The sequence below is a fragment of the Mucilaginibacter sp. KACC 22773 genome, from assembly GCF_028736215.1.
Classification (GTDB): Bacteria; Bacteroidota; Bacteroidia; order Sphingobacteriales; family Sphingobacteriaceae; genus Mucilaginibacter.
The window spans coordinates 851,589-878,366 of the sequence record NZ_CP117883.1 but is presented as its reverse complement, the minus strand read 5'-3'; the positions used below and the strand labels follow the sequence as shown (position 1 = coordinate 878,366).

The window sequence follows — 26,778 nt, the reverse complement described above, 5'->3', positions numbered from 1 at the left end:
TATTGGGTATGTATGTATATAAAAAAACCGCAACTAATTTTTAAGTATCATGTATTGAAAAACCTCATTTCGACGTTGGGATCGGGACTACGCTGGTACGTATAGCAACGCATGCCCCACATGATCCGCTCATATTGAAGCGTTAAGTTTTTAATAGTGAAACCTAAAATTTAACTGCGGTTAAATCTTAAATGTGCTCTGTATGTTATGTAAAGAACGTTTATTACTTCGAAAAAAATTCGTTCAGCATGTGGTCTAACTGGTAAACCTTTTCGGCAACATCGGTATCTTCGTTGTTCACCTTCTTCTCTGCCTTTAACGAGGATGTGGCATAATGCAACACACACATCGAAAGCAAGTCCTGCTTATCCCTCACCGCATAATTTTCCTGATATTCCTTTATCCGATCATTAATTAGTTTAGCCGCCCTGCGTATTATTTCTTCTTCCTCCATGTTTACCTTTAAGGGGTAAACTCTGTCAGCAATATTTATTTTTATTGAGATTTCTCCCATTTGAGCTTTTCACTTTTTGTACTATTTTTTTAATAATACAATACACTTATCTATTTCTTGCACAAAGTCGTTAATTTTTTGCTTAATGTCAACACTTTTTTCATTTGTTTCTGAAAATGATTTTGCAAGTTTCAATACACGAAGCTTTTCTTCCAGGTCTTTCGTCTTATTTTTACTTGCATCAAGTGCAACAGTAAGCGCCTCACTCTCCAGCTTCAACAGGTCATTCTCCTCCTGTAAAGCAGCACAAAGCTCAATTAACCTTTCGGTTTTATCAACTATTATGTTTAACTGTTCTGCTAATGAAGGCATGTTTTAATTAGTGAATTAGTGAGTTAGTGAAGTTTTAATTGGTGAGTTAGTGAATTAGCGATTTAGTGAATAGCAAAACAAATTTTAAAATCACTAATTCACTAACTCACCCATTCACTAATTACTTCCTTATCTCCGCTCCTGCTTCTTTTCCTAAATTATAAATTAATTTCTGCATTACCGAGTCGATGGCCTTATCGGTAAGCGTTTTTTCAATGTCCTGGATGATAAAGCTCAGCGCGTACGATTTTTTACCGGCGGGCAGCTTATCGCCCTGGTAAACGTCAAATGCACTTACTTCCTTCAAAAGCTTACGCTCGGTACGCTGGGCAATTTGCTTTAACTGACCAAACGAAACCGACTTATCTATCAGCATTGAAAGGTCGCGCCTTACGGCAGGAAATTTAGAAACCTCCTGGTAAACGATCACATTTTTACGCACTGCACTCAATACCAGGTCGAAGTTAAAGTCGGCATAAAAAACCTCTTTATCTACGTCGGTTTTTTTTCGGGCAGTGCCGCCAACAGGGCCAAACTTAACCAGTTGTTTACCATTCAGCATGTATTGTAAGCCGAAGGCCAGTTTGCTGCAGGTAGCATCTTCAACCACAAAATCGGTAATGTTCAGGCGTTGTAAAATACCATCAACAATTGCTTTTAAGTTATAAAACGAAACCGGCTGTTGCTTTGCGTTCCATTGCTCGGCTGCATCGGCGCCGGTGATGAATACCGAGAAGCGTTGTACCTCGCTATATTTATCATCCTTAACGCTGTATACTTTACCAAATTCATAAAACTTTAAATCGGCAGCACGGCGGTTTTGGTTGTAGGCGATAGCTTCTAATCCTGAAAACAGCAGGCTTTGGCGCATTACATCCAGGTCGCTGCTTAGCGGGTTCAGGATTTTTACAGCCACATCCAGGTTATCTGAGTAGGCCGATTTGGTTAACGAGTTTGAAAGTATTTCATTGAAACCATTGGCTGTCAGCAAATCCGAAATCTGGTTTTGAACCGTATCCTTCTCCTTTTTTTGCGAGTTGTTAAGTGATGCCCTGATTTGGGTTGGGATATGAATATTGTTATACCCGTAAATGCGAAGGATCTCTTCCACAATATCAACCTCGCGGGTTACATCAACACGATATGGAGGAACTTCCAATGATAGCGAGTCCGCAGTTTCACCCACTATCTTAATGTCAAGCGCCTCGATGATCGCCTTGATCTCGCCATGCGTAATTTGCTGGCCGATGAGCCTGTCGATATTTTTATATGTAACCTCGAACGCAAAAGGCGCGACCGGGGCCGGGTAATGATCAGAGATTTGCGACGATACTTTGCCACCTGCAACCTGCTGAATAAGCAAAGCGGCGCGCTTTAAAGCAAACACAGGCATATCCGGGTCGGTACCACGCTCAAACCTGAACGATGCATCCGTTTTTAAACCATGACGCTTGGCCGTTTTACGTACCGATACCGAATTGAAATAAGCGCTTTCTAAAAAGATATTTTTGGTAGATTCCTTAACACCAGATTTGGCACCACCAAAAACACCGGCAATACACATAGGCTCGTCGGCGTTGCCTATCATCAGGTCGTTTTCTGATAGTTTGCGGTCAACATCATCCAGCGTTTTAAAAACTGTTCCTTCGGGGTAGTTTTTAACCAGCACTTTGCCGCCGGTTATTTCATCAGCATCAAACGCGTGCAGCGGCTGGCCCAATTCATGCAACACATAGTTGGTAACATCCACAATGTTGTTGATAGAACGCAGGCCTATTACAGCCAACCGTTCTTTTAACCATTTTGGCGAATCTTTAACCTCAACACCGCTGATAGTTAAGCCGGCATAACGCGGGCTTGCCTGCTCATTCTCAACCACAACCTCAATGGTGCGGCTGGTATCGTCAACCTTAAATGCGCTTACATCAGGTTTCCTGATCCCTATTTTCAAAAACGCGGCAATATCGCGGGCAGTACCCAGGTGCGATACGGCATCGGCACGGTTAGGCGTTAAACCTATCTCGTACATATAATCGTCGTGCAGCTTAAAATAGTTTTTAGCTAACGATCCTACTACGGCGTCATCATCCAGTACCATGATGCCGGCATGGTCGGTACCTAAACCAATTTCGTCTTCGGCACAGATCATCCCTTCGGACAACTCACCACGGATCTTCGATTTCTTTATAGCGAATGGTTCGCCTACGGTTGGGTATATTGTAGTACCTACAGTGGCTACAACCACTTTTTGTCCTGCGGCCACATTGTGGGCTCCACAAACAATTTGCAGGTCTTCGGGGCCGCCTACATCAACTTTAGTAACATGCAGGTGGTCTGAATTGGTATGGGCAACGCTCTCCTTTACAAAACCAATAACCAGCCCTTCCAGGCCACCGGGAATGGGTTGTACTTTCTCCAGGCTCTCCACCTCCAAACCGGTGCCGGTAAGGATGATCGAAATTTCCTGCGGAGTTTTATCGGTATCAATAAATTCTTTAAGCCAGTTATACGATATCTTCATTATTCAGAAATGATAATCGGCAAAGATACAATTTAGGGTGAATAGTGATGTGCAGATATGCAGATTTCAGATGTGCAGATGCAAGGAAACAAAAAAGATACTAAAGGCGATTACTTTGCATTATTCATCCTTTCTTTAAATTCATTTTCTGAAATCATCCCAACTCGACTTAAGGCCATGGAATAATAAGGCTCTAAATCAAGCGTTTCAGTATGATGCGATAATTCGTTTAATACTGTCACTACATCTGAATTACTTTTAAACAAATGTATCCGCTTCAGCGCCGCAAGTTTTATACTTTTATCCAGATCGTAAAAAACAACCCATTTTAATAAATAGAAGTATTCTTTGTTACCAGATTCGCCGTACTTTATAATACTTCTCATTCTATCTACCGGCGTTAACCTCACAAAGTCACGTACAAGTTGCTCTTCCGTTTCGCTCGCATCAAGCAGGCCCGGCACGTCATAAACACGCATTTGATTATCCTTAAATAGTTTTCTTAAAAAATCAAAATTCATAACCTTTGCATATCTATAGTCAAAAGCATCTGCACATCTATCATCTGAAATCTGCACATCTGCCTTACATCATCTCCGCATCTCCCAAACTCATGTATCCATTGTCGGTAATAATCAGGTGATCAAACACGCTTATGTCCAGCATCCGGCCTGCGGCAGAGAGCTTTTTAGTAAGCAAAATATCTTCCTGGCTTGGCTTCAGGTTACCCGATGGATGGTTGTGCACCAATATAATACCACTGGCCTGGTATTGCAGGGCCGCGTGGAAAATTATTTTAGGATCGCACACGGTGGAGGCTAACCCACCCTTGCTAATCAGTTCCTTACCCAGTACCTTCTGCGAACGGCCTAATAAAATTATCCAGAATTCTTCGTGATTCAGGTCCATCAAATGGCGGCGCATAATATTGTAGCCATCTCTGCTGGAGTTGATATAATCGGGCGCCTGGCTTTCGGTATCGTTGCGGCGCCGGCCAATTTCAAGGGCGGCGATGATGGAAATAGCCTTGGCCTCGCCTATCCCTTTAAACTTAGAAAGTTCTGATATAGAAGCTTTTCCAAGCTTATTCAAATCATTTTCGTAATGGTGCAGGATGCGTTTACTAAGTTCGACAGCCGTTTCGTTGCGGCTGCCCGAGCCAATAAGGATGGCAATCAGTTCGGCATCGGTAAGTGCCCGCCTGCCCTGGCCACTGAGTTTTTCGCGCGGACGGTCGGCCTCGGCCCATGATTTTATGCCGATCTTGTTTTCGTAGTTTTCCACGGCATTAAAGTATGAAAAAGCATGGAAACTAAAAAAGGATCATACCGCTGGTATGATCCTTTTTTTATATCGTTAAAAGCTAAGATTTAGCTTAAGCCGTTTACAAATTTAGTAAGCTTCGATTTATTATTTGAAGCTTTATTTTTGTGAATAACATTCTTTTTAGCTAAACGATCAAGCATAGAAATCACTTTACCTAACAATGCAGCTGCATCAGCTTTAGTAGTAGTGTTTCTTAATTTTTTAATAGCGTTCCTGGTTGTTTTTGCCTGGTACCTGTTGCGCAGACGCTTCGCAGCGTTTGACCTGATTCTTTTTAAAGATGATTTATGATTTGCCATCGTATAGCTTGTTATTCTTTTTTATACTTATTTTAAGGACTGCAAATATAGGGCGATAATTTGATTATTGCAAATGCTATTTTAAAAAAGTTTATTGGTTGATTAGGTTAGATTTGGTTGATTAAGTTGGGGTTAGATGGCAAATTAGTTGATTGGTTGATTGGGTTAGATTAGGTTGATTAAGTTGGGGTTAGATGGCAAATTAGTTGATTAGTTGATTGGGTTAGATTAGGTTGATTAAGTTGGGGTTAGATGGCAAATTAGTTGATTGGTTGATTGGGTTAGATTAGGTTGATTAAGTTAGGGTTAGATGGCAAAGTTTTTAAAACATTTCGTACCAATGGCATATTGTTTAGTGTATACAAATCATGGTAATAACTCAAACGAATCAACTTAATCTTAACTCAATCAACTTAATCTTAACTCAATCAACTTAATCTTAACTTAATCCAACTCAATCAACTTAATCTAACTCAATCCAACCCAATCAACCTAAAAATGACCAACAACAGCACAACCAGGTTTAGCAACCGGGTAAACGATTATGTAAAGTACCGGCCACACTACCCCAAAACAATTGTGGAATTTTTGGAAGACGATTACGAGCTATCCGCCGACAAACTCATCGCCGATATTGGCGCGGGTACCGGCATATCCACCGCCCTGTTCCTGGATGCCGGATACAAAGTGATCGCCATTGAACCCAACCAGGAGATGCGTGCTAAATCGTTTGAGCTACTGGGCAATTATCCCGGCTTCAAAGCCATGAATGGCACCGCCGAAAATACCGGCCTGGAAACTGGCAGCATCGATTTCATTATAGCCGGCCAGGCTTTCCATTGGTTCGACCGGGAAAAATCAAGGGCGGAGTTTAAGCGCGTACTAAGGCCTGCCGGGATTGTGGTGCTGATTTGGAACGAACGAAAAACAAGTTCGGACTTTGAGATTGAATATGACCAACTCATCGTTGCCCACGGTAACGATTATGTGAAAGTTGATCACCGGAATATTAATGATGAGCAGATAGGCGCCTTTTTTGCGCCCGAAACTTTCCGGCTCAAAGTATTTGCAAACAAACAGGTTTTTGATTTGGAAGGATTAACGGGGCGCCTGCTGTCGTCATCATATATGCCCACCCGCGAAGAGGCCGGGTATGAGGCTATGATGAACGACCTCAAAATCCTTTTCGCCCGGTATCAGCAGGATGGTTTTATTACCATTAATTATGACACGAAGGTTTATGTGGGGAAGTTGTAATTATTTATCGAAATTATAGCTGATCGTTTTCCCGGATTTCAATTGTTCGATAGATTCCCCCAGGCGTTCCCTGTTTGCTGATGTTGATAGTAGGTGATCTGTTTCGCTTAAAGCGTTACTTTTTCTAAAAATCGAGATAATCAATTTTATTTTTTTCAGCAGATAGCTTGATAACAACTTCATGTTTATTTCTATAAAAGGCAATTTAGCTAAAAAACTAAAATCCACCCAAAAAAACCAAAACTTAAACCCATATTTACCCTCATGAAGCGGGCCATCGTTTTAAGCTTATCGGGTATCGGGTTAATATTACTGTGCTCCTCCTGGGGTTTCTTCGCGCATTACCGCATCAACAAACTGGCCGTTTATACGCTACCTAAGGGTATGATTGGGTTTTACAAGTCAAATATCGATTATATCGTGGAACATGCCGTAAGCGCCGACAAACGCCGTTACGTAGACTCCACCGAAGCCCCCCGCCATTTTTTTGATGCCGACTATTATGGTAAAAAACCATGGGCCGCCATGCCGCAAAAATGGAAGGACGCCGCCAAAAAATATACCGCCGATACCTTAAACAAGTACGGCACCGTTCCCTGGACCATTCAATACCAGTACTATAAACTGGTAAGGGCATTTAAGGCTCACGACACCTTGGCTGTCCTGAATACTTCGGCCAACCTTGGGCATTACATTGCCGATGCCCATGTACCCTTGCACCTTACCATCAACTACAATGGGCAATTTACCAACCAAACCGGCATCCATGCCCTATGGGAAAGCCGCATCCCCGAGCTTTTTGCCGATAAGTACAATTTAAAGGCAGGTAAGGCCCGCTATATAGAAAACCCGTTAGCCGAGGCCTTTCGGATTTGCAGGGCATCATTTAAAAGCGCAGATACAGTTTTGCGTTTCGAAAGGATATTAAACAAAAGCTATCCTCCCGGTAAAAAATACAGCATGGTGCTGCATGGCAAAAAAGAGATTAAAGACTACTCGGAAGCTTACAGTCTCGCCTATCAAAAAGCGTTGAAAGGCATGATCGAGCGGCAAATGCGGGCATCCATACTTTCGGTGGGCAGTTTCTGGTATTCGGCCTGGGTGGATGCCGGGCAGCCATAGCCCCCGGCCCCCTGAAGGGGGAGTTAAAATACATATGGGCTCATATCCACAATATCGCAATGGTTTTGTAGTTTTAATGTTCAACAAATCAATTCCATGAAAAAAATAATTCCTGCTATAATTTTTATTACATCTTTTGTTTGCCAGGTATCGGCACAAAACTGCAGTCCGTTCATTAGCAATGTAAACGGCAAAAAATTCACATACGTTAACCAGGGCGGCGATAGCAAACCCATGGGATCGATGGTGTGCAATACCAACAGGAAAGATGCCGCCACCGTAAACGCCCGGATAGAACTTTTTGATAAAACCGGCAAATCAATGGGTTCCGGAAATTCTGAAATTATATGTACCGGGCAGGCTATAAAAATTGACATGAAAACATTTATCCCGGCGGCTTCATTAAGGCAATTAGGAAACATGGAAATGACCGGCGATACTAAATACCTGAGCTACCCCATAAACCTGAAAGCCGGGCAAAAGCTTGACGACGGAGCCCTTAACATTAACGTTGGCAGCAACGGCACGCAAATGGGCCAGGTACAATTAAATATTAATAACCGCAAAGTCGAAAAGCAGGAGAAAGTAACAACCAAAGCCGGCAGTTTTGATTGTTTTAAAATAACCAATGATATCGTTTTCAGGATTAGTATGATGGGCACATCCATCCCTTTTCAAATAAAAGTTATTGAATGGTTTGCACCAAAGCTGGGCCGTTTTGCCAAATCAGAAACCTATGGCAAGGATGGTAAACTGGTGGCTACAACCTTGCTCGATTCGGTGAATTAAATTCAGGTTATTAATCAATCCGGGGGGTAAGATCCACGGATTCTGAAGGGGAAATGGCAACGATTTAATCCCCAATGTCATGCCGAATTGTTTCGGCACCCCACATGCTAAGTGTGTTTCATGCGGGTCACCTGTCCTGTGGGATGCTTTAAAAGTATTGTATTACCCGGCTGTATTCTTATCCGTTTTTGCTTTTATAGCAGCATAAACAGGCGGCACTACCGATACCAGGATAATTACCATTACCACAATGGTAAAGTTTTCTTTAATCACCGGGATATTACCAAAAAAGAAGCCTATCATTAAAAAACTAAGCACCCAGGCAGCCCCGCCCACAATATTATATAGGCTATAACGCAAAAATGGCATATGGCCAACACCGGCTACAAACGGCGCCACTGTGCGGATGATGGGCAAAAAGCGACTAAAAATTACCGCTTTACCGCCATGTTTGTCAAAAAAAGCTTTAGTTTTAAGGTAATAATCAAGCTTCAGTATCTTATTTTGTTCCTTAAACACCTTGGGGCCAAGGTAGCTGCCCAACAGGTAGTTTACAGTATTGCCCGCAAATGCAGCAATCACCAGGATAATTGCCAGTAAATAGATATCAAGTCCCGATTTGCCGCCGGCTATAAGGGCGCCTGCCGCAAACAGCAGCGAATCGCCGGGCAAAAATGGGGTAACAACAAAACCGGTTTCAGCAAAAATAATGGCAAACAGGATCAGGTATGTCCAACCCTGGTAGGCGCTGGTTATTTGTACCAGGTGCTTATCTATATGCAATATAAAATCGATGATGCTTTTTATTACTTCCACTTTTTTAAATTTTGCCCAAAAATAGGAATATAAACATAAAAGCCCCATTGCAATTGCTTTTAAACTTTTGCTGGTGACGCAAATGGTTGTTATAGGGTAACAGGGTAAATTTATTTTACGCAAAGAGAATTAGCAGAATGGTATTGAATAAATACGTTGGCCGACTCCTTCGGCTTCACAGCAAAGCTGAAAATGAAACCATGTTGTTGCACAAATTAAACACTCGCGGCAGCGATTGGCAGATGAGGGTACTTTAACAAAAAACTCCTCAACTGTATCAGCAGCATCTGTTTGTGCGTAATTATCAATATGAAAACAAAACTTACCCTTATCAAAATTTTCAGCCTTTTAACTGCTGTTTTAGCATTTGCCTTTTCTGCCTGTAAAAAGGATGCAAGCGGGACCATTAATATTACCGGGAAATGGGCTATCCTGCAATTCCAGGGAATTCAACAATATGAATTCAAAAATGGCAACCAGTTTCAATACGATATTATAGCCACAGATTCGGTTACCAAAAAAATAATAGGATACCGCTTTAGAAGCACCGGGAAATATAGCATCAAAAATGATTCGTTAATCATGTTCGACCAGGTAAATTATTCAAACTCCAAAAACAGTTACGGCCCGGTAACCGAACTTACCCCCGTTGACGGCCCCAAAACCGCTGCTTACGGCCTGTCGCTCAACGGGCCTAAAAATAAACTTTCACTTTACTTTACCTGCCCATTTAATGCCAGTTGCGTTGCTTCACCCATGGTTTTTGATAAGCAGTAGGAAAATTGAACGCTGTAGGGCTTTACAGTTCAGTTGAAAGCTGAAACCAGTTTAGCCGAACTCCCGCGAGGTTAGCGTAGCGTAACTCGTGGGTAAGCGGGTTGAAGCCTTTGGCTTCACAGTTCAGTTGAAAGCTGAAACCAGTTTAGCCACAGGTTAAAACCCCGCCGCAGCTGGAACGGCCCGTTGTTAAGTTGATCTTTTTTGTCTGAACCTTGATTTTTAGGATTAAAGGATAGCCAGAATTTTAGTTGCGCTGTTTTGTCTTGCTACTTGATACTAACTACTTGCTACTAAAAGGGCGTTGCCTGCGGCCCACGCTTTCCGCTTATACTGCACGGGCATTCGGCGCGAGGCCGGTATCCGCTGCAATCGTTAACGCGAATTCACCTTAATACAAAAACAATGGCTTCTTTGAAGCCACAAGCCTACTATTAACCCCTATATTTCCCGCAAGACATACGCGAAATAAGTCAATATCGACGAATAAATACTACGGATATACTCAGAAGTAAATAATGTTGTTCAGATTTAAACCTTTTCAACAATTTCCCTGATAATAACGGCTAAATCCGGCGGCGGAGTTCCAATATTATAAATTAGGGCATTACGCAGTTGCTCATATTTCAATTGATTGTTGCGACAAAACTCTTTGAGAACGTCCCTGCCTTTGCATTTTTGCTTCCAAGAACCATCTTTTAAGCATTGTTCCATTATCACTTTAGAATTATTCATCAAGGATTCGAAATGAATTTTTTCAATATTTTTAAGATCTTCAAACTTTCCCTGGAAAATGAGATTTTTTGCATTTTCCGCTTGGGCATAAATTTGGCTATCCAACAAAGATCTTGTATATGATCTTAAATGCTGGTCTGACATAACTGCCTCGTGGAGTTTCGCCGTAACATCCGCAACGGTTTCTACTGCAGATTTGGCACCCAAAAGCATTCGGCAAACCTTTAGTATGCAAACTTCTTCTAACAGATAATTTTCCACATGATAAACGGGCAACTTGAAAAGACGGTCCGTGGCCTGATGTCTGTTTTCGATGTCCCCATCAATAATACAATAGAACTGCTGAAACCCGTCACCCTGTTCTAATAAGTAGAAAACCTTGTCTGAAACTGCTTTAAGCATTGTTGAATCCCCGGCTGGTACAAAGGTAGTGTTGTATTGGTTAGCCGGGAATAATTTACTATAAAATTCAACATCTGTCGAGGCGGATTCGCCCTCAATAAATATAATTTTGCGATTCAGACTCACAAAACCACTGGTTCCCATGACTTCCGTTAATGCCTGATGAAGTTTTTCATTGCCAGAAACCTGGACAAATTGATTTTCATTAATGTCTTTCGGAAATTTAATAACGGTGTACAAAGCCTCGGAACCAGCGGCTGCCATCATTTCGGGTGAATGAGTTGTGAGCATAAGCTGATTACCTTGTCCAATGTTTTTTAAAACTTCAAGGTAACGCTTCTGCAACTCGGGATGCAAATGAGCATCCGGCTCGTCCATTAATATAATAGAACCTTTGGTTGCCAATTGATGAAAATGAATATAGGTATTAAGTATTTCTTTCTCTCCTGAACTTAAGTCATCAATATCGATTGAGCCCGCCGGCGTTTCAATCTCGAAATAAAAAGGCGTTCTATCAATGTACACGTCATTGAAGCGCATTGGTGAAAATATTCCGTTAAAAAAGACGCGAATCTCCTTAAGGGAATCAAAGCTTTTTATTTCGCCAGCAAGCTGGCTCCGCTGTAAGTTTTGCAAGTCTCCCATTTTCAACGCGGAGAGATAATTTTTAACCTGGCTATACTTATTGGAACCATTGTCCAAATTCCCATAAACATTTTGAGCATTGGTTGAAGCAGGATTCCACAAACTTATTTCTGTTCGCTTGTTTTCCCGATGTGCACTGAAATAATCAAAAAATCCGGAATCCTTCGATATACCAGTCAGCGTGTTTATTGTAAAGTTATTAGGCTCTGTTACAATACTGGAAGCTCCGTTTTTGGCTATTGTCAGTTTTATAGTGAATTTTTTTTTATTCTTTGCTTGAAGATGAGGAGCCATCCCGCTATTAGTTTCAGTAATTTCCTCTTCAGGTAGTTCAATATTTAATTCGACTTCACTCTGATGCGCGTGGCCTGATACGTAATTTTTATAAACATTGGCGTCTGCCTTATTGGAGGCTGTGCGTTTTGCTGCCATTATCGCCTCAAGAATTGAGCTTTTTCCTGAGCCGTTACTCCCGCAAATAACAAGGAAATCAGGCACATCATCACATTTGGCAAAGCGGATATTTTTGAAATTGCGAATCGTAAAACTTTTAATTTTCATGATAAAGCGGCTTATAGTTTCGCAAATTACAGCTTATATTGCCGAAAACAAATAAAGCTCGTTTCATAACTACAACCTCAACATTATACCCTCTAACTTTTTTAAACAACCTTTTACGTAAGAAACCCTATAGCAACAAAAGCAGCCTTCCCCTTTTCGCGCAGTCTTGTGTAAAGAACTAGGCTAGGGACTTGTGATCGTTTCTTTACGAAATATCTTACCCCTCCCCGTCAGCAGAACAGCTTCGGGTGAAAACGGGCAAAACAATGCGGGACTATGCTGCTGCAGGGCATAGGAAGTTTTGCCCGTACGTGGGGCTAAGCGGCATTACAGCAGCAACCTTAAGTTTCATATCGGAGCAATACGAAAAACGCAAAAATCATGGTTAACACATGTTAACCATGATTTTATTATAAGTCATTTATTATAAATCACTTAAGCAAAAATAAATCGAAATTATGTTAACCGTGTTTGCAAGTTCAGCTGAAAGCTGAAACCATGTTTTACCACGAGTTTAAACTCGCGGCAGCGGCGCGGCAAGTTTCATTTTCTGTCATCCTGAGCGATAGCGAAGGATCTATTGTACGCCATGCACAACCACCAGCAAAGTTCGCGAATAGATGCTTCGTACCTCAGCATGACAGTGGGCAGACGATAGTTTTCCTCCCCTTATTCCAACCCATACTCCTTCAACTTTCTATACAACGTAGCCACCCCAATATTTAACAAATTGGCAGCCTCGGCCCGATTGCCATGGGTGTGGTTGAGTACCCGCTGAATATGGAGTTTCTCTACAGATGAAAGATCAAATGCCGAGATAGGTGCCCCGGCCTTTACCTGTTGCTGCTGAATTTCGTAAGGCAGCAGGCTCTCGTCCAGAATATTATTATCGGTAAGTATTACGGCGCGTTCAATTACGTTTTTAAACTCCCGGATATTGCCGGGCCAGTTATAGGCTTCCAATTTGCTTACAAACTCGTCGCTAAGCTGGTTTACCTGCTTTTTAACTTTCAGGGCAAAGTATTGCATAAAATACTCGCCCAGTAACTTGATGTCTTTTTTACGCTCGCGCAATGGTGGCAGCGTGATCTGGAAAACGGATAAACGGTAAAACAAATCCGACCGGAAATGGCCGTCGTTAATTTCGGTTTGCAGGTTGCGGTTGGTGGCCGCCAGTATGCGCACATTAACCTGGGTAGGTTTGGTATCGCCAATTTTTAAAAACTGCTGTGATTCCAGCACACGGAGCAGTTTGGCTTGCAGGTCGTGGTCAAGCTCGCCAATTTCATCTAAAAATATGGTACCGCCCGATGCTTCCTCAAACAATCCTTTTTTATCCTTAACAGCGCCGGTAAATGAGCCGGCTTTATGGCCAAACAGTTCGCTCTCCAGTAACTCTTTGGTAAAAGCACTACAGTTTACCGCCACAAACGATTTGGTATTACGGTTACTGGCCTGGTGAATGGCCTCGGCAAAAATCTCTTTCCCGGTACCGGTTTCGCCCAATAGTAAAACAGTGGTATCGGTTAAGGCTACTTTTTGGGCCAGCTTAATAACATCGCCGATGGCTGTTGATCTGCCTATCAGCCTGTCGAACCCAAATTTATCGTTCAGTTTACTTTGCAGTTCCAGTACCTTTTGCTGCAGCAGGGCCTTATCCATGGCTTTACTTACCAGCGGGATTATCTTTTCGTTATCATCGCCCTTGGTAATATAATCAAAAGCGCCCGCCTTAATGGCCTTTACGCCATCGTTGATGGTGCCATAGGCCGTAAGTACAATAACCTCGGTAGATGGGTATGCTTTTTTAATGGTATCGGTAAGCGTAATACCATCGGTATCGGGCAGCTTAACATCGCTCAAAACAACCTGGATATTCTCCTGCTGTAATTTACGCAGCCCTTCTTTGCCTGTACCTGCGGTAATTACCTCATGGCCTTCCAGTTGCAAAATGCGGGCCATCAGGTTACGCAGGCGTTCCTCATCGTCAATAATTAATAGCTTACCTTTTTGCATCGGGGCAAATATGGGAATTTTTGGTGAATGGTTGATTAGGTTGGATTAAGTTGATTGAGTTGGATTGGGCTTAAACCTTGCGTGTGCGATGGGGCTTTTTTTCCAAACCGGCTGTAAAACACAAAAGCCGACCTTACGGCCAGCCTTTGCACCTGATAAAGCTATCTCAATCAGGGATATACCCTGATCTCGCAGATCTTATCGTCCTGTTTTTCGTTTACAAACACCGCTATCGTCCAGCGCTCTTTGCAGGCGCGGGATACCAGTTCGCCAACAGATTTTTCGGTGCATTTAAATAAATGCGGTCTGGTACAGCATTTATCCAGTGCAAAACCCTCCAGGTCGCCAAAGCAACTGTAAACAACTTCGCTTACCTTGCCGCGGTACTCCACCAGTTTTTCGTGGACAGCTATTTTGGTTGGCACACCATCCAGCGATGGTTTAACAGATACCGAATTGCCGCCAAAACCATCAACGCGCATGGCAACATCCCTAACGTATCTTTCCAGCACGGGGTACCAGCGGTTTTGTTGCGGCATGTTTTCCAGCCTCCATTTTAAAATGGCCAGCGTATTTTCTTCGGGGCCAAGCAGGGCTTTATCGGTACCTACCGGTATTTTAACCTGGAAGGTGCCGGTAATATATCGCCAGTTGCGCATGGGCTTGCCCCTGCCGCCAACGTTAATGGCCCCGTGGCTCTCTTTGAGTACGGTAACAACATTAATTTGCTCGGGCTTGCGCGAAGTTACACGGCGCACCTTGATGTTAAATTCCTGGCCAACTGTTATCCCTTGCGGTAAATCGAGCGTAAACAGGCCGGCAAAATTTTTGCCCGTGCCAACCGGAATTGGGATGTAGGTAACACCCTTGGTAACCTGGCATTTAATGGTGTTGGCATCGGCTGCGGCTAATAAATGAGTGCTGTACAGCGTTGATGCCAGCTGCAGCACATCGGCACTGTTAATTTGCGGCCAGTAAAGGCTGGCTACGCTGCCATGCGGCGTATTGCCCCAGTCAATCATCAGTTCGTCGGGATAATCAAGCAGTAAGCCGGGTGTGGTAGCAACGGCCTCGCTTGCGCGCATATCAAAAGCCTGCGGGATACGATGTGTTTCGGGATAACTTGGATTGCCCGATGAAGTGATCTGCAAATTGCGCTGTGCCAGTTTATCTGAATTTTCGGGGCTCATGGTTACCCCGCCTGAGTTGATGATAGGCGCATCGTCATAAGCAATCTCGGCTACAATACAGTGGTGTGTTCCGGGGAATTTGGCTTGATTGCCGGCATCATATACATCCAGGTAGCAGCCAAAATAGGCCCAGGTTTTATTGTGCCCCGCCGGGATAACTATATTGCGGATATTAGCGTTGGCTACCGACGAATCGTAATCATGTGTACCGGCGGCATCCGTAGCAAAAAAGGGAATAGTTTTAACGGCCTGGCCCGATGGATCTGTTATACCATCGCCCGACGCTAACGGGAATATGGGCTTGCCATTATCGGCCCCGCTGGTTCCCAATGTACTTTTGTAAGTAGTTGCAGGCTGAAAATCGGTATCAAATGAGGGGGCTACAAAAAGCCGGAAAAACACTCTTACGTTATCGGCAGAGGCTAATGCGGCATCCTGTAAGCGTACCCGGGCGATGGCAAAATTGTAATTTTTTTGCGACGCCCCATCCAAAGGTGTAACCGACGAATCGCCGGTTTCGTAACCCGACTGGCCCGGCAGGGCATTCAAAGGATCAGCCGCACCCGGATTGGTAAAGGATGTGTTTGAATTTAAAAATCCTAAAAAGTTTTGAATGGAGGTGTACGGATCACTGGTAAATGCCGGCGCGCCCGAAACCGGGCTATGGCCCGCGCTTACCGAAAACACCCGCAGGTCCTGGCTCAGGTAAAATACATCATGGGTATTTGAAGGATCGAGGTTAGTGAAATATGGATCGGCGCCCGATACCAGCTCAAATAAAGTGATGGCGCTTAACGTATTCCCCTCAATAGTTATAGTGGCATTCAACTGCTCAAATATGGGGGCCGAGCCTACAGCAGGGAACATACTTGTTGATGTGAATGTTACATCAAAAGGGTACCTGATGCGCTGTGGGGTATACAAATCCGCAGGGTCCTCATACTCCACATTAGCCGGGTTTGGCGTAATAGTAACACCGGCAAGGCTATTAAATGCTCCCGACAGGGCCGGATGAAGGGCCGATGGCTGATCTTTGGTAACCTGGTCTTTGGTAAAACCTTCGAGCACCAGCCAAAATGCATCGGTAAATTTACCGCCGGCTGTCGAAATTACGTCGGCTACTTCGTCTTTACCATAGGTGCTTTTATCGGTTACAAAATACATGCCTTGCGTTACACCCCGGTAATACAAATAAACTTCGCCCGCGGGGCTATCGTTGCTTACAATTACGCATTGCTGGCCGTTATCCGTTACGCTGTTATCGGCCAGCCAATTGATGTTAGCTTCCACATCGGTTACCGGCGAATTGGATGTTCTTAGCTTTATTTCGATATCGTAAAAGGCTGTCAAATCGGTATCCGGATAATCAGAAAATGCCGAAAATCCGTAACATTCAAGGGTTTCATTGGCCCATTTAAGCTCGTCGATACCGGTAACTGTTAAGTCGGCAGTTGGATTGCCAATAAATGACGACTGGTAATCACATGTACCGCCCGATTGCCCTGTTAAAGTCATCACTCCCTGCAATTCATCGCCGGGGTTTACATTTACCAATGAGCCATGTAAAGCAAGGCCGCCCTGCCCATCAACATACCAATTGGTAATTGCCCAGTTGCTGCCGCCGCCGGCCGGCGAATTGCCCCATTGTAAAACGGGCTGGAGGATAAACGGCCCCGAATTGGTTTGCTGGATGCCATTAAAAAGATAAACAAGCTGCCCGTTATCTGTAGCAGGCGCCGGCGGAACAACCCATTTTGAGCTGAAGTAGCTTATCGGGTTGCCGGTAGTATTAGTCCATTCGGAATTTATTATCCAGCCATCGGTTATAGGGCCTGGCGTAGCGCCACCACCTAACTTATTTAAAGGCTTTGCCCTAACTACCCGGCTTTCTGATTGCTTATTATGTTTGGGTATTTCGCCAAAATCTTTAACCACTTTGGCAGTGGCCGTGTGGATCATTTTTAACCGGCCGCCTTCGCTGCTAACATGATGCCCCGGTTCAATATAATGAACCATTGATTTTGGACGTGGCCCGCCCGGCGTAATAACCATTTCTTCATCGCCGGCATTTTGTTGTACACCTGTTTTGCCGGCGTTTGTGTGGATCTTTCCCATAAGATAGATAATTTGGTGCCTACTCTAATTCCCTTTTCGGCTCACGGGTGCTACTCTGTTTAATGATGTATTACAGGTACAATTAACATCAAGGGATTTTTGCTTACTCCTGGATTATTTACGGGGTAAAATTAGGAGGCAATACAAAGCACGAAAAGAGGGGCACTACCTAAGTACACAGGTAGTAATACTAATTATTAGTTAAGTATAATTACGTAAAGGAATTTTTATTATCAAAAAGAAAATAAAAAGGAATAGCCAGCAAAGCAGGAAAATATCCCGATAAAATACAACAAGCCAGGGCAGCCTGTTTAAAACATATTAAAAACCACTCAGCTCATCAACCATTCACATGAAACCCAATTACCAATATCGTGCCCTGCGTGTGGCGCGCATTAACTGGCGGTGCCTGCGCGCATCATAATAATCGCTGGTGACCAGTATGGAGTGAATTACGCCGGGGATCCAGAAAAACAGGGTTAAAAATATATTGAGTATAAATGCGCCAATGCGGCCGGTTGTTAAAATGGCCAGCGGCGGAAATAAAAAGCACAGAAAGTATCTCATGGCCGGTTAATTTTTAAGTTGATATCCTTTTGACTCAGCCGGGCCGCAATTGTTACTAAAATTAATCTTTCAAATTCAGGGGCAATTGCTCGCCAAAAAACAAGGCTTTCAGTTCGGTTGCGTCGTTGGCCTGCATTTTGCCACCCAGTATTAACCGCAGCTGGCGGCGGCGAAGTGCGCCTTCGTACAAAGCTATTTCTTCGTCAGTTTCGGGCAATGATACCGGCACCTGGGTTTTTTGTCCGTCGTTATCTAAGGCTACAAAAGTATAATAGGCCTCGTTGCTTTTAACTTTGGTCCCCGATGGTATATTTTGCGCCCAAACATCCATTCTCACTTCAACCGATGTGGTAAAAGCGCGGGTTACCCTGGCTTCAATACTAATTACATCGCCCAGTTTAACCGGCGCCTGGAACGAAACATTATCAACCGAGGCCGTAACCACAATACGGTTACAATGCTTTTGTGCCGATATGGCCGCCGCAATATCCATCCAGTGCAGCAGGCGCCCACCCATCAGGTTGTTTAATGTATTGGTATCATTGGGCAATACCAGTTCATTCATGATGGTATATGATTCTTTGGGCGATTTTCCTGTCATGGTGCAAATATAGGGAGAAGAGCCAAGAGTTAAGAATCAAGAGTTAAAGTGCGGTTGAAATTGAGCGCAAAGGCAGGGATGGGTTTCGCCGCACAACAGATTACAAGGCGACCTGACCGCCTGATTTAACCCCTACCTCCCCTTTGCAAGTGAGGAATCGTGCTATTCCCTTGCTCTTTTTAATATTTTAAAATCCAACAATTGCAGGTGTACCTGGGTGTTTCACCCCGTACCAGGGTGTTTCAGGGCGTACCAGGGTGTTTCAGGGTGTACCAGGGTGTTTCAGGGTGTACCAGGGCGTCTCAGGGCGTACCAGGGTGTTTCATCCCGTACCGGTACACACAGTTTCCCGGTTAAAAATTAAACCCTTACCTTTAACCCAATGATCTTCGATTTTCGGTTAAAGGTATTTTATACGGTTGCGCAGCGGCTTAGCTTTACCAAAGCGGCTAACGAGCTGTTTATTACCCAGCCTGCCGTTACCAAGCATATTAAGGAGCTGGAGCAGCAGCTTAATGTGCAGCTGTTTAAGCGCAACGGAAACAACATTGTGCTTACTACGGCCGGCAAAGTATTGGTGCACTACGCCGATAAGATTTTTCAAACTTACAGCGCTCTTGAAACCGAACTGGCGCAGCTCAACAACATCGAGGCGGGAACCCTGCACATCGGGGCCAGCACTACGGTAGCCCAAACCATTTTGCCCAAAATATTGGCGCTGTTCAAGAAAACTTACCCCGAGATCACCTTCAACTTCATACAGGCCAATACCGACCAGGTTTCGCAAATGATTATGGACGAGAAGCTGGACATTGCCATCATCGAAGGCTCGTCCCACTCACCCCAGCTGGCCTATTCGCCATTTGCCAAGGATGAGATAGTGTTGGTAACCAGGGCAAACAATAAGTTATCAAAAAAGGCCGAAATAAGCCCGAAGCAGTTATTGGATATTCCCCTTGTTTTGCGCGAGGCCGGATCGGGTACCCTGGATGTAATCTACGACGCACTGGCAAGTGTACAAATCAGCCCCAAAGATCTGAACATTGAGATTCAGCTGGAGAGCAGCATCGCCATAAAACAATACCTTTTATACTCAGATACAGCTACTTTCCTGTCTATCCAATCGGTAGTAAGCGAGTTGAAGTATAACGAACTGAGCATTATCGATATAAAAGGGCTCGAGATTTTCCGCACCTTCCAGTTCATCCAGCTCCATGGAAAAAACAGCAAACTGATTGAACTTTTTAAACGTTTCTGCCTGGCCAATTATAACTTAAAGTAATCGGATATTACTTTATATCATTTGTTTGTCACCCGCTTTACAGCCACATTTGAGTGCTGAATTAAAGAGCAGGTTATGGAACATATTGATACTGATATTTGCATTATTGGCGCAGGGCCGGTTGGTTTATTCGCGGTTTTTGAAGCCGGGCTTTTAAAAATGCGCTGCCACCTGATTGATGTACTACCCCAGGTAGGTGGCCAGCTTTCTGAAATTTATCCGCACAAACCTATATACGATATCCCCGGCTACCCCGAAGTTACCGCGCAGGAATTGGTAGACAGGTTGATGGAGCAGATAGCGCCCTTCCATCCCACCTTTAGCCTGGGCGAACGGGTTGAAACTGTTAACCGGAACCACGACGGCTCATACACTATCCAAACCAACGATAATACCACCGTACACTGCCAGGTAGTAGTAATAGCCGGCGGCCTGGGCTGCTTTGAACCCCGCAAGCCGGAGATTGATCGCCTGCTTGATTTTGAAGGCAAAGGCGTGGCCTACATGGTAAAAAATCCCGAACTGTTCCGCGACCGTAAAGTAGTTTTGGCCGGTGGTGGCGATTCTGCGCTGGATTGGGCGATATTCCTCGCCAACGTAGCCGAACGTGTTACCCTGGTTCATCGTGGTGATACCTTCCGCGGTGTGCCCGACTCTGCCGAAAAGGTTTTTGAACTGGCCCGCGAAGGCAAGATAGACCTTATCCTGAAATCAAACGTAGTAGCCTTAACCGGCGAAGGCCATTTGCAGGAAGTAACCCTGCTCGACAGGAACAACGAGGTAAGCCATATAGCTGCCGATCACCTGATCCCGCTGTTTGGCTTGAGCCCCAAACTGGGCCCGATTGCCAATTGGGGCTTAAACATTAGCTTTTCGGCTATTGAGGTGAACACCAGGGATTACAGCACCAACGTGGAGCGCATTTATGCCATCGGCGATATCAATACCTATCCCGGTAAACTAAAACTGATCCTTTGCGGTTTCCACGAAGCAGCGTTGATGGCCCAAAGCGCCTTCAAGTACGTTTACCCCGAGCAAAAACTGAGTTTTAAATACACCACCGTTTACGGCGTAACCGAATTTTAACCATGATCAACTTAATTATTGAAGACCGCCACGGCGCCCGCCAGCCTGTTGAAATCCCCGAAGGCATCAACCTGAGCCTGATGGAGGTTTTAAAAGCATCCGAATACGATGTGCTGGCCACCTGCGGCGGCATGGCCCTTTGCGCCACCTGCCACGTACAGGTACTTGGAGGCCCCGAACAATATTTTCATGCCACAGATAATGAGCTCGATATGCTGGATACCCTGCCCAACGCCGACGAACACAGCCGCCTGGCCTGCCAGATGCGGGTTACCGAAGAAATGGATGGACTGGTGGTAAGATTAAAGTAGCAAGTAGTTAGTATCAAGTAGCAAGACAGAAAAATTCTTGCGTTATACATTCTAATACAAACCTTATCTATGGATATAATTAAAGTGATCCAAGAAACCGCAACGTGGATAGAAAAAGTCAATAATAACTTTAATACCAACCTGTTTCGTTCAGAGGAATTATCGCCGCATTACTTTTATCCTGAAAATTCGGATAGTGAAAAGTCTGCTGTTATTGACAAGATTATTTCAACACGGTCGGCCTTGTTAGTTGAATCTGGAGTGGAATTGATTCCTGTTTCTGAATTGCACCATTATGGCCGGATTATGATATTCGACCCGGATTCAACAGTTGTTGATGGTGCACCCGAAGCCGAAAGCGCAGGATATGTTGATGGTGGCGATGCCCCGCCATGGGATACCTGGATGGCACTTGGATGGCAATTGAGCATGATACAGTTTTATGATTATGGGCACGATATAGGTCCTGGCTTTTTAATAGCCTGGGTTCCTGAATCACATTACTTTTATGCCAATGGTGCGCTGGAAGTTGCTTGTATGGATAACTTCGCATGGCCTTCAAACGAGTTTATACGTAGCAGATATGATTCCATAAAGGAATTATTTAGCAAGCCCGTTATTATAGAGCCGGGTGCTCATCTTTTAAATTATGGCAAAACGCATGACGAACATAACGTTATGCACCAGGAATTAGAGCGAAACTCCAAATTATATTATGGCGATATCAAGACCCAACATGAGGTTAAAAAATCATTTTGGAGTAAGCTGGCCATTTGGAAATCGAAAAAATGAACTTGTACTTTTGTCTCCTGGCGGAGCCCCACCCAAACCCTCCCCGGAAGGGAGGGCCCCAGAAAATCAAAAAGTCTCCCCTACCGGGGGAGGTTTAGAGGGGCGCTGAAGGGGTTTCTTTTATAAAAGAGCCAAACCGCCATCCCCAGCCCTATCATCACCATAACCATACTAAACGGAAAAATATACATCAACCCGAACTGGCTGGCCACAAAGCCCACCAACGGGCCGGTTAAGCCTAACGACATATCGATAAACAGGCTGTAGCCGCTAAGTGCCGCACCTTTATTAGATGCAGGAACCAGTTTAACCGCCTCGACACCAAGGGCCGGGAATACCAGCGAAAAACCAAGCCCCGTAATACCAGCACCTATTACAGCCAGGTATGGCACAGGGGCCAACCACAGCACCAGTAAACCAATCACTTCTACCGAAAGGCAAACAAGGCTGGTTTTCATACCGCCATATTTGTTGATGGCTTTTGAAAAAACCAAACGCCCCAAAATAAACATACCGCTAAAGGCCGACAGGCACAATACCGCGCCCTGCCATTTAAGGGCCATGTAATATAGTGTTATAAAGGTTGATATGGTACCAAACCCCAGGCCGCCAAGCCCCATAGCGATACCATATGGCGATACTTTTTTTAATACCTGTAAAAACCCCTGGCGGGGCGCTTTGCTGCTGCCTTGCAGCGCCGCTTTGTTTTTGGCATATAAAAAGCCGCCAAAGGCAAGCATTGCAATCAGCAAACTTATGGCACCTAAACCAAAGCTATTGCTAATAATTACCCCAAGCGGCGCACCAACGGCGATACCTCCGTAGCTGGCTATGCCGTTAAATGATATTGCTTTAGCAGTGTGCTCGTCGCTGGTTGCAAATATGGCCCAGTTAATAGGGCTCGATCCTACAAAACCTTCGCCAATGCCGGTTACCAGGCGGGTAATTATCAGCATGCCCAGGCTTATCAGCGGCATGTCGCGCAGCAGCCAGGCAAAAAGCAGCATTATGCCGCTTGCGGTAAAAGCAGCCATGCCCATGGTAACCGCAGGCTTCGGCCCCCGCTTATCTACCATATTACCGGCAAACATGCGGCACAAAAAAGTAGTGATATATTGCAGGCTGATTACTATGCCCGCCACCACAGCGCTAAACCCCAGTTTTTGATGAATAAATACCGGCAGCACAGCCAGCGACAACCCGATGGAAACGTAGGCAATAAAAGTGAATGCTACAAAGCCTATAATAGTTAAGCTGACCTTTGATGATGTAGTATCCGCGCTAATTTCTGCCTCCATGCGTATTTGATATTGTTAACGGCGCAAATTTAAGGATATGAGGGCCATCAGGCTAATTTAGTTGGTGTGTTTTTTACACTTTACATTGATATAACATTTTCAGGTCAAGTTCTAAGTCATAAGCACTTAGTCGTAAGTCCTAAGTTTGAATTGTCATTTTTGACTTAAAACTCAAGACTTTCGACTAAATACTTGTCCCTGCATCCTTTAAAACTTAATACTCAGGCTTAACGTTCCGCGTGTTGGGTTTTGCGGCGCCAACCGGAACGACCAGTATTTTTCATTCGTCAGGTTATCCAGCTTAAATCCTACGCGGTATTTGGGCTTATCGTAAAATACGGTGGCATCAATGGTGATATATGACGGGATAACAAATTTAAAAGTTTGTGTATTGGTTTGGTACGATTGACTGCCGTAGTTGCCCCCCACCCCTGCACCCAGGCCCTGCAAGCCGCCGTTGGTAATACGATAGCTCATCCACAGGTTTGCCAAACGCGCCGGGCCGGCATTAGCCGGGCGTAAACCCTGCAGGCCGGTACCTGCAGCGGCATTGGTTATTTTACTATCATTATAGGCAAAACCTGCAACAATATTAAAGTCCTTAAACGGATTGGCAATTAACTCCGCTTCGATACCCTTGCTTAGCTGCGTGCCTGCCTGGGTCGAAAAGCCGGCGTGCGCAGGGTCGTCCATGGTGGTATTGGTTACCGAAATATCGTAATAACTCACGGTCGAGCTGATTTTATGATCCCAGGCATCAACCTTTACGCCGCCTTCCCACTGGTTGGCATATTGCGGCTTAAATGGGGTATTATCAAAACTGGTGGCACTTACGTTGTTAAACCCATTCATATAGTTACCAAATAACGATACCTGCCCTTTAACCAGTTCGTAAACCATACCCAATTTTGGCGACCAGGCCGTTTGCTTAAAATTGCCGGTTATTTTGCCATCAGCCGGGGTATAAGCGCCTTTGTTATCAAACCTGTCAATACGGATGCTGGCCATGGCGTTTAGCCTATCGGTAATATTAAATACATCCGATACATAGGCCGCGTATGAGCTTTGGTTATTCTGAACGTAATCGCTGGCTTTAGGCGTAGCTGCCGCAACCAGTGCCGAAAGTTTATCGGCAGTAAAATTATTGTACGCCGCTCCGGGGTCAAGGTAGCTTATAGCGGGCATGGTTACAGTAACATTGGCATTATTGCTTTTTTGGTTATAATACTCTACCCCGGCCACAATACGGTTACGGAACTGGCCGATTTTGAAATCGCCTATAAAATTTTGCTGAACGTTGGTAATGTAGTAAGGGTAATCTTCTTTGGTAGCCTGCTGTTTAATCTTCTTTACACTATCAACCAGGGTTAACAGGGTAACAAAGCCCTTGGTGCTCGAGTAGGTTTTGTTAAACATGGTTTGCGATTTCCAGTTATCTGATATCTTGTATTTTATCAGCCCGTAAACGTCAATTTGCCTGCTCAGGTAGTCGACATTGTTATTGGCGAAGGATCGTTTGTAATCAATCCCCAGGTCTTTAACATTATATATTTTCCCCTTGGTATCAGGTGCCAGGCGATAGGCCGATGTAGCATTTGAATTGCCTATTTCTAAATTTAAATCAACCGATAAACGATCGTTTACGATATAGGTAATGCTGGGGGCCACAAAAAAGCTGCGGTTAAAACCGGCATCCTGAAAGCTGTGCTCGTTATGCAAGGCGGTGTTAATCCTAAACAATACGGTTTTATCTGTATTTAAGGGCAGGTTAACATCGGCGGTAAGCCTGTTAAGGTCAAAGCTACCGGTTTGGTAGGTAATTTCGGTGCGGGCGGTTTCAAAGGGTTGTTTGGTAACCCGGTTAAACAAACCGCCAAACGATGCAAGGCTGCTGTTAAATAAGGTACCGGTGGGGCCTTTAATGGCCTCTATTTTTTCAATATCTGCCGGATCGATACTGTTAAAGTTATAACCGGCAACACTATTACGGATAAAATTGCCGGTTACAAAACCGCGCGACAGCAAGGTTGTACGCCCGTTGTTATATACCAGCGGAACGCCGGTACCCGGGATATTTTTGAATCCATCTACATAGCTGGTTACCACCTGCTCTTTCATCAGTTCGCTGGTAACTACGCTGTAAACCTGCGGGTTCTCAAGATTTTTGAGAGGCAGGCGGGCAACATCTTCGGTTTCTTTTTTCAAAAACTTGTTATGCTTGGCGCTTTGTATGTAAACTTCCTGCAATTGCTTGCCGCCTTCGCTTAATACAAAGTTTATAGTAGTGGTCTCGCCAGCGGTTACGGCTACCTGCCGTGTTTGGGTTTGCAGACCAATAAAACTGGCTACCAATGTGTAGTTGCCTGGTTTAATGCTTTTAATCAGATAATGACCACTTTGCGTGGTAACCGCCCCCTGGCTGGTTTCGGTAATGGTAATATTTACATATTCGGCGGCTTTACCGTCGGCTGTTTTTACTGTTCCTTTTACAGCTCCGTTTGATGCAACCTGGGCAGATGCCTGGCAAGAGACAATAAGGAGCACAAATAAAGAGGCGAGTTTTATACCATTGAATACTTTTAATAAAACGGGGCGGTATTTAACGAATGTTGAGGGGCAAGTAGCGGTAAAATGCATAGTTTTACTTAAATAATAAATTTTAACAGGTTTGTTATTTGCCCGGTATGAAGTTTGGCGACCAAGTGCCGGGCTATTTTTTTGCAAAGTTATTTTTATTTAGATTAATTACAAATAATAAGGGCTACAGCCGCCTATTATTTTATTACTGAATCTATTCTCGGATGCGGATATTCTCAACTTTTTAAACGCCGTTTGCCAAACCTTAATCTGGTATTTTTACAGCGACTATTTTTATTGAAATTGAAATGAATTAGTTAGCTTTAAGGATTGGCCAGCTACTTTTAGCTTCCAAATAACTTTTACAAACACAAAAATTCATGTTAAAAAAAGGCGAACACATTGAAGGTACCCCAACCGAGCTACAGGTACTGCTTGACCAGGAACCCGCAGCTATGGAGTTTTTTGAAAGCCTGTCCAAATCATACAAGCAGGGCTATTGCGATTGGGTAGGCTCGGCAAAGCAGGAAGACACCCGTAAAGTGCGGGCCGATAAGGCAATGATCATGTTGCGAAATAAGCAAAAAACGCTGAAGACTTAAGATGCTACCATCTTTGACGAGCTGCCTGTTGAAAAAGCGTTAACATTCTTAAAAATAAATAAATGAGGTATTTGGTATTCCGGCTAAGGTGTTGCTTTTTGATTACTCTCTTTATAACTGCCTTCACATTTAGTTGCCAACAAAAGTCAGTCGAGGGCCGCTCCATCGTTAAAATCGAATCAAATTTGAGCAATTTCGGCGTGGAATCAGATGATTACCCATCAATCCATTGCCTTATAAACCTGGCTGATAATTCAAGTAATTG

General features: G+C 44.2%; 23 protein-coding genes. 9 read left to right on the top strand and 14 right to left on the bottom strand.

Annotated elements, in window-relative coordinates:
• Positions 1-223 precede the first annotated feature (223 nt).
• The 6 genes from PQ469_RS03725 to rpsT all read right to left on the bottom strand — a co-directional run bounded on the left by PQ469_RS03725 (position 224) and on the right by rpsT (position 4,972).
• Positions 224-514: a cell division protein ZapA gene (locus PQ469_RS03725; protein WP_090642882.1), complete on the bottom strand. Its 291-nt coding sequence runs from the start codon at positions 512-514 to the stop codon at positions 224-226.
• A 21-nt stretch (positions 515-535) separates the two neighbouring features.
• Positions 536-826, bottom strand: coding sequence for a hypothetical protein (locus PQ469_RS03720; protein ID WP_090642877.1), 291 nt, complete (start codon positions 824-826; stop codon positions 536-538).
• A 121-nt stretch (positions 827-947) separates the two neighbouring features.
• Positions 948-3,347, bottom strand: coding sequence for a phenylalanine--tRNA ligase subunit beta (gene pheT, locus PQ469_RS03715; protein WP_274211787.1), 2,400 nt, complete (start codon positions 3,345-3,347; stop codon positions 948-950).
• Positions 3,348-3,457: 110 nt separating this feature from the next.
• Positions 3,458-3,868, bottom strand: a complete 411-nt coding sequence (locus PQ469_RS03710) for a hypothetical protein (protein ID WP_274211786.1) — start codon at positions 3,866-3,868, stop codon at positions 3,458-3,460.
• A gap of 64 nt (positions 3,869-3,932) precedes the next feature.
• Entirely contained in the window at positions 3,933-4,631 is a 699-nt protein-coding gene (gene radC, locus PQ469_RS03705; protein ID WP_274211785.1) for a RadC family protein, read from the bottom strand.
• 86 nt (positions 4,632-4,717) lie between these two features.
• On the bottom strand, positions 4,718-4,972 hold the full coding sequence (gene rpsT, locus PQ469_RS03700) for a 30S ribosomal protein S20 (protein WP_090642860.1): 255 nt from the start codon (positions 4,970-4,972) through the stop codon (positions 4,718-4,720).
• A 498-nt stretch (positions 4,973-5,470) separates the two neighbouring features.
• Between rpsT and PQ469_RS03695 the strand changes: the two genes are divergently transcribed.
• The 3 genes from PQ469_RS03695 (at position 5,471) to PQ469_RS03685 (ending at position 8,140) form a co-directional block, all read left to right on the top strand.
• Positions 5,471-6,229 (top strand): class I SAM-dependent methyltransferase, encoded by a 759-nt coding sequence (locus PQ469_RS03695; RefSeq protein ID WP_274211784.1) that lies wholly within the window; start codon positions 5,471-5,473, stop codon positions 6,227-6,229.
• Between the two features lie 264 nt (positions 6,230-6,493).
• Positions 6,494-7,351 (top strand): zinc dependent phospholipase C family protein, encoded by an 858-nt coding sequence (locus tag PQ469_RS03690; protein WP_274211783.1) that lies wholly within the window; start codon positions 6,494-6,496, stop codon positions 7,349-7,351.
• 96 nt (positions 7,352-7,447) lie between these two features.
• Complete coding sequence (locus PQ469_RS03685) at positions 7,448-8,140, top strand: TapB family protein (protein WP_274211782.1); 693 nt, start codon at positions 7,448-7,450, stop codon at positions 8,138-8,140.
• Positions 8,141-8,302: 162 nt separating this feature from the next.
• On the opposite strand, the gene PQ469_RS03680 is transcribed toward PQ469_RS03685, so the two are convergent.
• Positions 8,303-8,956 (bottom strand): DedA family protein, encoded by a 654-nt coding sequence (locus PQ469_RS03680; RefSeq protein WP_274211781.1) that lies wholly within the window; start codon positions 8,954-8,956, stop codon positions 8,303-8,305.
• Positions 8,957-9,265: 309 nt separating this feature from the next.
• Between PQ469_RS03680 and PQ469_RS03675 the strand changes: the two genes are divergently transcribed.
• Complete coding sequence (locus tag PQ469_RS03675) at positions 9,266-9,733, top strand: hypothetical protein (RefSeq protein WP_274211780.1); 468 nt, start codon at positions 9,266-9,268, stop codon at positions 9,731-9,733.
• Positions 9,734-10,264: 531 nt separating this feature from the next.
• Here the strand turns inward: PQ469_RS03675 and PQ469_RS03670 are convergent.
• The 5 genes from PQ469_RS03670 to PQ469_RS03650 form a co-directional block, all read right to left on the bottom strand.
• Positions 10,265-12,076, bottom strand: coding sequence for an AAA family ATPase (locus tag PQ469_RS03670; RefSeq protein ID WP_274211779.1), 1,812 nt, complete (start codon positions 12,074-12,076; stop codon positions 10,265-10,267).
• A 669-nt stretch (positions 12,077-12,745) separates the two neighbouring features.
• Entirely contained in the window at positions 12,746-14,092 is a 1,347-nt protein-coding gene (locus PQ469_RS03665; RefSeq protein WP_274211778.1) for a sigma-54-dependent transcriptional regulator, read from the bottom strand.
• A gap of 170 nt (positions 14,093-14,262) precedes the next feature.
• A complete protein-coding gene (locus PQ469_RS03660; RefSeq protein ID WP_274211777.1) occupies positions 14,263-17,397 on the bottom strand; it encodes a hypothetical protein in 3,135 nt (1,044 codons plus the stop codon).
• Positions 17,398-17,760: 363 nt separating this feature from the next.
• Positions 17,761-17,964: a YqaE/Pmp3 family membrane protein gene (locus PQ469_RS03655; protein ID WP_090642816.1), complete on the bottom strand. Its 204-nt coding sequence runs from the start codon at positions 17,962-17,964 to the stop codon at positions 17,761-17,763.
• A 61-nt stretch (positions 17,965-18,025) separates the two neighbouring features.
• Positions 18,026-18,565, bottom strand: a complete 540-nt coding sequence (locus PQ469_RS03650; protein ID WP_274211776.1) for an acyl-CoA thioesterase — start codon at positions 18,563-18,565, stop codon at positions 18,026-18,028.
• Between the two features lie 382 nt (positions 18,566-18,947).
• Between PQ469_RS03650 and PQ469_RS03645 the strand changes: the two genes are divergently transcribed.
• From PQ469_RS03645 to PQ469_RS03630, 4 genes are all read left to right on the top strand, one after another.
• Positions 18,948-19,847, top strand: a complete 900-nt coding sequence (locus PQ469_RS03645) for a LysR family transcriptional regulator (protein WP_255369793.1) — start codon at positions 18,948-18,950, stop codon at positions 19,845-19,847.
• Positions 19,848-19,922: 75 nt separating this feature from the next.
• Complete coding sequence (locus PQ469_RS03640) at positions 19,923-20,933, top strand: NAD(P)/FAD-dependent oxidoreductase (RefSeq protein ID WP_274211775.1); 1,011 nt, start codon at positions 19,923-19,925, stop codon at positions 20,931-20,933.
• Between the two features lie 2 nt (positions 20,934-20,935).
• Complete coding sequence (locus PQ469_RS03635) at positions 20,936-21,244, top strand: 2Fe-2S iron-sulfur cluster-binding protein (RefSeq protein WP_274211774.1); 309 nt, start codon at positions 20,936-20,938, stop codon at positions 21,242-21,244.
• A 69-nt stretch (positions 21,245-21,313) separates the two neighbouring features.
• Complete coding sequence (locus PQ469_RS03630) at positions 21,314-22,036, top strand: hypothetical protein (RefSeq protein ID WP_274211773.1); 723 nt, start codon at positions 21,314-21,316, stop codon at positions 22,034-22,036.
• Between the two features lie 80 nt (positions 22,037-22,116).
• On the opposite strand, the gene PQ469_RS03625 is transcribed toward PQ469_RS03630, so the two are convergent.
• Together PQ469_RS03625 and PQ469_RS03620 are read right to left on the bottom strand one after the other, a co-directional pair.
• The gene (locus PQ469_RS03625) at positions 22,117-23,334 is read right to left on the bottom strand and encodes an MFS transporter (RefSeq protein WP_274211772.1); all 1,218 of its coding nucleotides are present in this window, start codon (positions 23,332-23,334) and stop codon (positions 22,117-22,119) included.
• A 207-nt stretch (positions 23,335-23,541) separates the two neighbouring features.
• On the bottom strand, positions 23,542-26,058 hold the full coding sequence (locus PQ469_RS03620; RefSeq protein ID WP_274211771.1) for a TonB-dependent receptor: 2,517 nt from the start codon (positions 26,056-26,058) through the stop codon (positions 23,542-23,544).
• Between the two features lie 233 nt (positions 26,059-26,291).
• Between PQ469_RS03620 and PQ469_RS03615 the strand changes: the two genes are divergently transcribed.
• Positions 26,292-26,513, top strand: coding sequence for a YdeI/OmpD-associated family protein (locus tag PQ469_RS03615; protein WP_274211770.1), 222 nt, complete (start codon positions 26,292-26,294; stop codon positions 26,511-26,513).
• The last annotated feature ends 265 nt before the right edge of the window (positions 26,514-26,778 follow it).

What these genes read in the sequence shown, in the direction of transcription:
- PQ469_RS03725 (WP_090642882.1), bottom strand. Translation starts at nt 514, where the DNA reads ATGGGAGAAATCTCAATAAAAATAAATATTGCTGACAGAGTTTACCCC.
- PQ469_RS03675 (WP_274211780.1), top strand. Translation starts at nt 9,266, where the DNA reads ATGAAAACAAAACTTACCCTTATCAAAATTTTCAGCCTTTTAACTGCT.
- PQ469_RS03685 (WP_274211782.1), top strand. Translation starts at nt 7,448, where the DNA reads ATGAAAAAAATAATTCCTGCTATAATTTTTATTACATCTTTTGTTTGC.
- PQ469_RS03640 (WP_274211775.1), top strand. Translation starts at nt 19,923, where the DNA reads ATGGAACATATTGATACTGATATTTGCATTATTGGCGCAGGGCCGGTT.
- PQ469_RS03720 (WP_090642877.1), bottom strand. Translation starts at nt 826, where the DNA reads ATGCCTTCATTAGCAGAACAGTTAAACATAATAGTTGATAAAACCGAA.
- PQ469_RS03650 (WP_274211776.1), bottom strand. Translation starts at nt 18,565, where the DNA reads ATGACAGGAAAATCGCCCAAAGAATCATATACCATCATGAATGAACTG.
- rpsT (WP_090642860.1), bottom strand. Translation starts at nt 4,972, where the DNA reads ATGGCAAATCATAAATCATCTTTAAAAAGAATCAGGTCAAACGCTGCG.
- pheT (WP_274211787.1), bottom strand. Translation starts at nt 3,347, where the DNA reads ATGAAGATATCGTATAACTGGCTTAAAGAATTTATTGATACCGATAAA.
- PQ469_RS03670 (WP_274211779.1), bottom strand. Translation starts at nt 12,076, where the DNA reads ATGAAAATTAAAAGTTTTACGATTCGCAATTTCAAAAATATCCGCTTT.
- PQ469_RS03695 (WP_274211784.1), top strand. Translation starts at nt 5,471, where the DNA reads ATGACCAACAACAGCACAACCAGGTTTAGCAACCGGGTAAACGATTAT.
- PQ469_RS03710 (WP_274211786.1), bottom strand. Translation starts at nt 3,868, where the DNA reads ATGAATTTTGATTTTTTAAGAAAACTATTTAAGGATAATCAAATGCGT.
- PQ469_RS03665 (WP_274211778.1), bottom strand. Translation starts at nt 14,092, where the DNA reads ATGCAAAAAGGTAAGCTATTAATTATTGACGATGAGGAACGCCTGCGT.
- PQ469_RS03660 (WP_274211777.1), bottom strand. Translation starts at nt 17,397, where the DNA reads ATGGGAAAGATCCACACAAACGCCGGCAAAACAGGTGTACAACAAAAT.
- PQ469_RS03690 (WP_274211783.1), top strand. Translation starts at nt 6,494, where the DNA reads ATGAAGCGGGCCATCGTTTTAAGCTTATCGGGTATCGGGTTAATATTA.
- PQ469_RS03625 (WP_274211772.1), bottom strand. Translation starts at nt 23,334, where the DNA reads ATGGAGGCAGAAATTAGCGCGGATACTACATCATCAAAGGTCAGCTTA.
- PQ469_RS03630 (WP_274211773.1), top strand. Translation starts at nt 21,314, where the DNA reads ATGGATATAATTAAAGTGATCCAAGAAACCGCAACGTGGATAGAAAAA.
- PQ469_RS03655 (WP_090642816.1), bottom strand. Translation starts at nt 17,964, where the DNA reads ATGAGATACTTTCTGTGCTTTTTATTTCCGCCGCTGGCCATTTTAACA.
- PQ469_RS03615 (WP_274211770.1), top strand. Translation starts at nt 26,292, where the DNA reads ATGTTAAAAAAAGGCGAACACATTGAAGGTACCCCAACCGAGCTACAG.
- PQ469_RS03645 (WP_255369793.1), top strand. Translation starts at nt 18,948, where the DNA reads ATGATCTTCGATTTTCGGTTAAAGGTATTTTATACGGTTGCGCAGCGG.
- PQ469_RS03635 (WP_274211774.1), top strand. Translation starts at nt 20,936, where the DNA reads ATGATCAACTTAATTATTGAAGACCGCCACGGCGCCCGCCAGCCTGTT.